We start from the raw sequence: 6,278 nt of genomic DNA, 5'->3' as shown, positions 1-6,278 counted from the left end.
GATCAAACTCTCCATAAAAGAGATTGATTAGCTCAATCATAATTCGTTCAAAAAATTGACGCATGGCATAAAACATTGTTCAGTTTTCAAAGATCCATTACAACGTCGCCTCAAAACAGCGACTTAATTAATATATCACATCTGTTGACATCCGTCAATAATCAAATATGATTTATTGTTTTTGTTGCTCTTCGCGATGTGTTTTCCTTAACGCGACGATTAATAATGTATCACGAGCTGAATATAAACGTCAATGATTTTCCCTGATTTTTTATTTTATTTTCTCCGACCTGACTGTCCTGCTTTAAAACAACCTTGTCGAAAGATTGACGTTTTTATAACAGTTGTCTTTCTCTTTCTATGAAGTCTCTCTCCTGTGATACAATAATCCATATAGAAAGAAGGTGAATTCATGGCACTGAAATACAGCAACAAAATAAATAAAATCCGTACGTTCGCTTTATCATTAATTTTCATCGGTTTCGCTATCATGTACGTCGGTCTTCTCTTCAAAGACATAGCCTGGTTGATGGTAGTAGCCATGATACTCGGAATGATCGCTATTCTTTTCAGTACGTTAGTGTATTTCTGGATAGGCATGATTTCCACGAAGGCTGTCCCCATCATCTGCCCCTCCTGCGGGAAACAGACAAAGATGCTCGGACGTGTCGATGCCTGTATGCACTGTGATCAGCCGCTGACAATGGATCCTGAACTTGAAGGTGAAGAATTCGACGAAAGCTACAATTCGAAGAAAAGAAAAACCGAACAGTGATTATTCGGGAACGGACCCCATTAAGAAAAACTAAAAAAGCTTCCGGCGGTGTTTATACGACACTGCCGGGAGCTTTTTTGTGGTTATCAATAATGATCGCTGTATAAAAAAAGATCTTCTTTGCTGCCAAAGAAGATCCTAATGAGCTGTCTGCGCCCGGCACTCGGGACACGTTCCGTACACTTCCATGCGATGGTGACTTACATTGAAACCCGTCACCTGTTCCGCCAGTGATTCCACCTCATCCAGGCTTGGATAATGAAAGTCCACGATCTTACCACACGACTCACAAATAGCATGGTAGTGATCCGTAGTATTACAATCAAACCGGCTCGAAGAATCCCCGTAAGTAAGCTCCCTCACAAGTCCGATTTCCTTAAGGACACGAAGGTTATTGTAGACAGTGGCTACGCTCATGTTCGGAAATTTGTGTTCTAAGGCCTTATATATATCATCAGCAGTAGGATGGCTCATCGACTGGACGAGGAACTCAAGTACCGCATGACGCTGAGGGGTAATACGAACTCCTGACTCTTTCAATGTATCAATCGCACCTTGAAGTCTATAATCAGACACCGTCATGCACCTCGCTTTCTAAACAGAAATAACTAACTATAAAATTATCAAATAATAATCTTTATAAATAGTGTAACTCTGTTCCTCTCCCCCTGTCAATCTTTTGCTTTGTCCTTATACATCAGGATTCAGGTTAGTTTCTGTTCCTTCGAGCGTATGGTTAACATATCTCGCTGCCACGAACAGTAAATCCGACAGCCTGTTCAAGTAACTGACAGCAAGCGGATTATTGAGTTCCTCTTCAAGCGCAGAAGCATACCTTTCTGCACGACGCACGACAGTACGGGCCATGTGGAGATGGGCAGCCGCTTCCACTCCTGTAGGGAGAATGAAGTTCTTCAAATCAGGAAGATCTTCATCCCACTGGTCGATGAGTGCCTCCAGCTCATTGACGTGTTCTTTTTTTAGCTGCCAGAAAACTTCTTTTCCTTTCGGTGTCGCAAGTTCTGCTCCGACATGAAAAAGGATAGTCTGAATTCTGTTCATCTCTTCAAGCATTTTATCTCTGCCGGTGAAATCCTCTTTCCTTAAATAACTGATGGCAACTCCAATTACGGAATTCGCTTCATCACACGTGCCGTAAGCTTCCACCCGTTCATGACTTTTCGGCACCCTGTCCCCGTGTATAAGTGAAGTTTTACCCTTGTCACCGGACCTTGTATAAATCCTCATCTCAATAACCCCTTTCTAAATCAATCACGTTTTCCATCGTCTCATTTTCAATGTAAGCTTTAATGTTTCTGTCAAAAATTTCAAAACCTCTCGGCAAATAACGGGAGGTGATTCCCGAGATATGCGGGGTGACCGTAATATTCTCTTCTCTCCAGAGAGCATGTTCCGCAGGAAGCGGTTCCTCTTCCATCACATCAAGAATGGCATGAGAAATGAGCCCCTCCTGTACAGCCTCGAGAAGAACGTCCGTGGAAACCAGCTCTCCTCTCCCCATATTAAGGAAAACGGCATGGGCAGGCATGGCTTCGAAATGTTCTTTCCGGAGCAGTCCCCGCGTTTCTTCAGTGCTCGGGAGAACAGCAGTTACATAGTCCCCCGTTTCCAGAGCTTCCGTAAGCTGATCTATACGAAACACTTCGTCAAAATGCTTCTTCGCCTCTCCGGATCTCGATACTCCTACCGTTTTCATATTAAAACATTTCGCGAGACGTGCAGTTTCAGAAGCGATAGCCCCTGTACCCAGAAGAGTCATGGTATGACCATTCATTTCCTGAAATTCAAGCCTTCGATTCCACCTGGACTCCTTCTCCTGCAGATGAAGTTCCTTCATTCGTTTCGCATTCTGCAAAAACATACCTATTGCATATTCAGCCATAGGCTGAGCGTGGATACCTCTTACGTTCGTTACAAGAACCCCTCTTTCCCGGATGGCTTCGAAAGGCATCCGGTCCATACCGGCAGACATCACCATAATCCATTTCAGATTTACCGCCTTCTCTATCTTCTCCTTATCGAGATCTTCTCCATATGTAACGAGAATATCCGCCTCTTCCAGAAAAGGCTCTCCCTCTTTCATACCATGGCAGTATCTGAATTCGAGGGAGGGATACTTTTCATCAAGCCACTGCTGCAGATCCTCGGGAACGTTTTTCAAAACCGAAAGCACCTTCATTGTCTGTTTCCTCCTTATTCCTGATCACGGGTCTGAAATTAAGATTCCAGATTTTCTTTAATGTAGCTTAAAGCTTCTTCCACATGACCTTCCACTTTAACCTGACGGAACTCTTCCTGCAGAACACCGTCTTTATCGATGATAAATGTGGAACGTTCCATTCCGTATTTTTCGTCACCTGCGCTCCCCTGCACTTTGAGTGCCCCGTATTTTTCGGCAACATCAAAGTTCTCATCGGCCAGAAGCAGAAACGGAAGATCATATTTGTCTATGAACTTCTCGTGGGAGTCCACAGGGTCTGCGCTCACACCGAGGATTACGGTATCAAGTTCTTTAAAGCTCTGGTGATTGTCACGGAAATCACAGGCTTCACTGGTACACCCGGGAGTCATATCTTTCGGGTAAAAATAAAGCACGACATTCTTTCCTGCGTAATCTTTCAGGGACACATCCTTTCCATTGTTTGCTGGAAGTGTAAACTCGGGCGCCTGAGTTCCTTTTTCTAAATTCATTACGATTCCTCCTTCATCTTATTATCTTACTTTCTACTTTAAAGGAAAGTATCAAAAACTTCCAATATTTCTAAATTATCATCTATCTTCCACTTCCACCTCTCATGATCGCTCTTATCTGTCTCCATATGATAAACTACTTAAAGAAAAACCGAAGAATGGAGGTAGTATAGTTGAATATACATACGTCAGAAACGTTATTCAAAGAAGCAGAAGAACATATCGTCGGAGGAGTCAATTCCCCTTCCCGTGCCTACAAAGGGGTGGGCGGCGGCACGCCTGTTTACATGAAAAAAGGGGAAGGATCACGTTTTATAGATGTGGATGATAATGAATACATTGATTTTCTTGGTGCTTACGGCCCTATTATCACCGGGCACGCCCATCCGCATATAACCAGTGCCATAAAAACTGCCGCAGAAAACGGTGTCTTATACGGCACACCTACTTCCCTCGAAAATGAATTTGCGAAAAAGATCAAGAGTGGTATCCCCTCCCTTGATAAAGTGAGGTTCGTAAACTCAGGCACAGAAGCAGTGATGACCACTATCCGGGTAGCCCGTGCTTACACCGGAAGAAATAAAATCATAAAATTCTCAGGATGCTATCACGGCCACTCCGACCTTGTGCTCGTAGCAGCGGGATCGGGGCCGGCGACACTCGGCACTCCCGATTCAGCAGGGATTCCTGCCTCTATAGCCGAAGACGTCATTACCGTACCTTTCAACGAGATCGCCCCGCTGAAGGAAGCGTTGAAACGGTTCGGTGACGAAATCGCAGCCGTACTCGTGGAACCGATCGTCGGCAACTTCGGAATCGTCACTCCGAAAGAAGGGTTCCTTGAGCAGGTGAACGACCTTACTCACGAAACAGGGGGACTCGTAATCTATGATGAGGTGATCACCGCGTTCCGTTTCAACTACGGAAGTGCACAAAATCTTGTAGGGGTGGAACCTGACATGACCGCAATGGGGAAAATCATCGGTGGCGGTCTCCCTATCGGTGCCTACGGGGGGCGCGTCGATATTATGGAACAGGTAGCCCCGCTCGGCCCCGCTTACCAGGCTGGTACGATGGCCGGAAATCCTGCTTCCATGGCAGCGGGCATCGCCTGTCTCGAAGTGCTGGAAAAACCGGGTGTCTATGACCATCTCGACAATCTGGGGGCGCAGCTCGAAAAGGGTATTGCGGAGCGGGCTTCCTCTCACGGTATACCTGTACAGATTAACAGGCTCGGAGGAGCATTGACCGTATATTTTACAGACCACCCTGTAGAAAATTATGAGGATGCCGAAAATACCGACGGCGAAAAATTCGCTTCATTTTTCCACAGCATGCTCGAAAAAGGTATAAACCTGGCTCCTTCCAAGTTTGAAGCATGGTTTTTAACCACTGCCCATACAGAAGAGGACATCCGCATAACTCTGGAAGCTGTCGACAGCACGTTCGCAGAAATGGCAGGAGAAAAATAGTGATAATTAATCGTCAAACAAAGCGAAAACATTTATAATGAAGGAAGATTGTTAAATTGTTTTCCTCCGCGTTCAGGGCAGCCCGAGTTCGAGAATGCCCTGGTTCTTATTTTTAAATTAAAGGATGATGTGACTTGAAACTGGGAGCAAGAATGGTCAAAACCGGGCTGGCTGTGGCCATAGCCTTATATGTAGGAAACATGTTCGACTTTCTCTCACCTTTACTTGCAGCTATTGCCGTAATATTTTCACTGCAGCCTTCTATTTTTCGTTCTTATCAGTCCATCATCGAGCAGGTCCAGGGTAATCTGATTGGGGCACTGATTGCAGTTCTGACCGTTTTCACGCTGGGCAACGACCCGTTCGTCGTAGCGTTTGCCATTATCGTTTCAATCGGGATCACTACGGGAATGAAAATGAACGAAAACACGGTCTCTCTTGCGGTTGTGGCCGTTGTAGCCCTGATGGATTCGACAGATCTGACATTCCTGCCTTTCGCGGCTTCGCGAATCGCTTCGATGTTTTTCGGGATTTTTACAGCTTTCATCATAAATCTGGTTTTCCTTCCTCCTAAATACGAGACGAAACTGTTCGCGAGTATCGACGATTCCACCCGTGACATTTTACAGTGGATCCGAGTAACAACCAGAAAGTTATCCGACGAACCTGCGCTTAAATACGAAACTACACGTATTCAGGATGAAATAAGAAGACTGGACCACACGTACCTTCTTTATTCTGAAGAAAGAACTTATTTAAAAGGAAAAGGTTTTGCCAAAGGCCGGAAACTCGTCGTATTCCGCCAGCTGATTACAACTACGAAGAAGTCCTTCGATGTCCTGAAGGCTTTTCATCGGCTGGAAAATAAAATCGAGCACATACCCGAAGATTTTCAGGATGCTCTCGTCTATGAACTCGACAAACTCGTCAATGCACACGAAAAACTGATTCTGAGCCTGAAAGGCAGAATTAAACAGACGCATAAACAGGCACTTCGCCTTGTGGAAACGCCTGATATTCCACTGATTGTCGATCGTCTCATGAACGAATATGAACACGGATACGACAAAGACAGGCTCATTTTTCTTCCTCTGGCTTCTCAGTTGATGGAGTATCACTACCAGCTGGAGAAACTGAAGCGTTTGCTGAAAAGCTATCAGAAAAACTCCCAGAACGAATACATCCAGACAGGATTCAAATAAAAAAGGAAGCCCGCGGGCTTCCTCAGCTTGTAGAGAAACCCCGTGTTTTTCTGCAAGCTTTTTTTGTGCAGTTCGTGCGGGCGAATACCACTCGCTTTCCGCGGACGAACGCCCGAG

General features: G+C 45.1%; 7 protein-coding genes. 3 read left to right on the top strand and 4 right to left on the bottom strand.

The genetic code is table 11. The annotated features are described in order from the left end of the window. Positions 1 to 412: 412 nt before the first annotated feature. The gene (locus tag BW931_RS13050) at positions 413 to 775 is read left to right on the top strand and encodes a YgzB family protein (protein ID WP_008588534.1); all 363 of its coding nucleotides are present in this window, start codon (positions 413 to 415) and stop codon (positions 773 to 775) included. Between the two features lie 138 nt (positions 776 to 913). Here BW931_RS13050 and perR read toward each other — a convergent pair whose 3' ends face one another. The 4 genes from perR to bcp all read right to left on the bottom strand — a co-directional run bounded on the left by perR (position 914) and on the right by bcp (position 3,487). After that, positions 914 to 1,357, bottom strand: coding sequence for a peroxide-responsive transcriptional repressor PerR (perR, locus tag BW931_RS13045; protein WP_040609129.1), 444 nt, complete (start codon positions 1,355 to 1,357; stop codon positions 914 to 916). A gap of 108 nt (positions 1,358 to 1,465) precedes the next feature. After that, the gene (locus tag BW931_RS13040) at positions 1,466 to 2,023 is read right to left on the bottom strand and encodes a cob(I)yrinic acid a,c-diamide adenosyltransferase (protein WP_008588532.1); all 558 of its coding nucleotides are present in this window, start codon (positions 2,021 to 2,023) and stop codon (positions 1,466 to 1,468) included. Between the two features lies 1 nt (position 2,024). Next, entirely contained in the window at positions 2,025 to 2,975 is a 951-nt protein-coding gene (locus BW931_RS13035) for a D-2-hydroxyacid dehydrogenase (RefSeq protein ID WP_008588529.1), read from the bottom strand. A 38-nt stretch (positions 2,976 to 3,013) separates the two neighbouring features. Continuing rightward, positions 3,014 to 3,487 carry a thioredoxin-dependent thiol peroxidase gene (gene bcp, locus BW931_RS13030; RefSeq protein WP_008588527.1) on the bottom strand — a complete coding sequence of 158 codons (474 nt, stop codon included), beginning with the start codon at positions 3,485 to 3,487 and terminating at the stop codon, positions 3,014 to 3,016. Between the two features lie 173 nt (positions 3,488 to 3,660). Here bcp and BW931_RS13025 point away from each other — a divergent pair, with 173 nt between their 5' ends. Together BW931_RS13025 and BW931_RS13020 are read left to right on the top strand one after the other, a co-directional pair. Next, entirely contained in the window at positions 3,661 to 4,959 is a 1,299-nt protein-coding gene (locus BW931_RS13025) for a glutamate-1-semialdehyde 2,1-aminomutase (protein WP_076572892.1), read from the top strand. Positions 4,960 to 5,093: 134 nt separating this feature from the next. Beyond that, positions 5,094 to 6,161 (top strand): FUSC family protein, encoded by a 1,068-nt coding sequence (locus BW931_RS13020; protein ID WP_076572890.1) that lies wholly within the window; start codon positions 5,094 to 5,096, stop codon positions 6,159 to 6,161. The last annotated feature ends 117 nt before the right edge of the window (positions 6,162 to 6,278 follow it).

This window comes from Salimicrobium salexigens (assembly GCF_900156705.1).
Taxonomy (GTDB): Bacteria; Bacillota; Bacilli; order Bacillales; family Halobacillaceae; genus Salimicrobium; species Salimicrobium album.
Note: the sequence above shows the minus strand (reverse complement) of the source record. Positions and strands in the feature narration are given on the sequence as shown.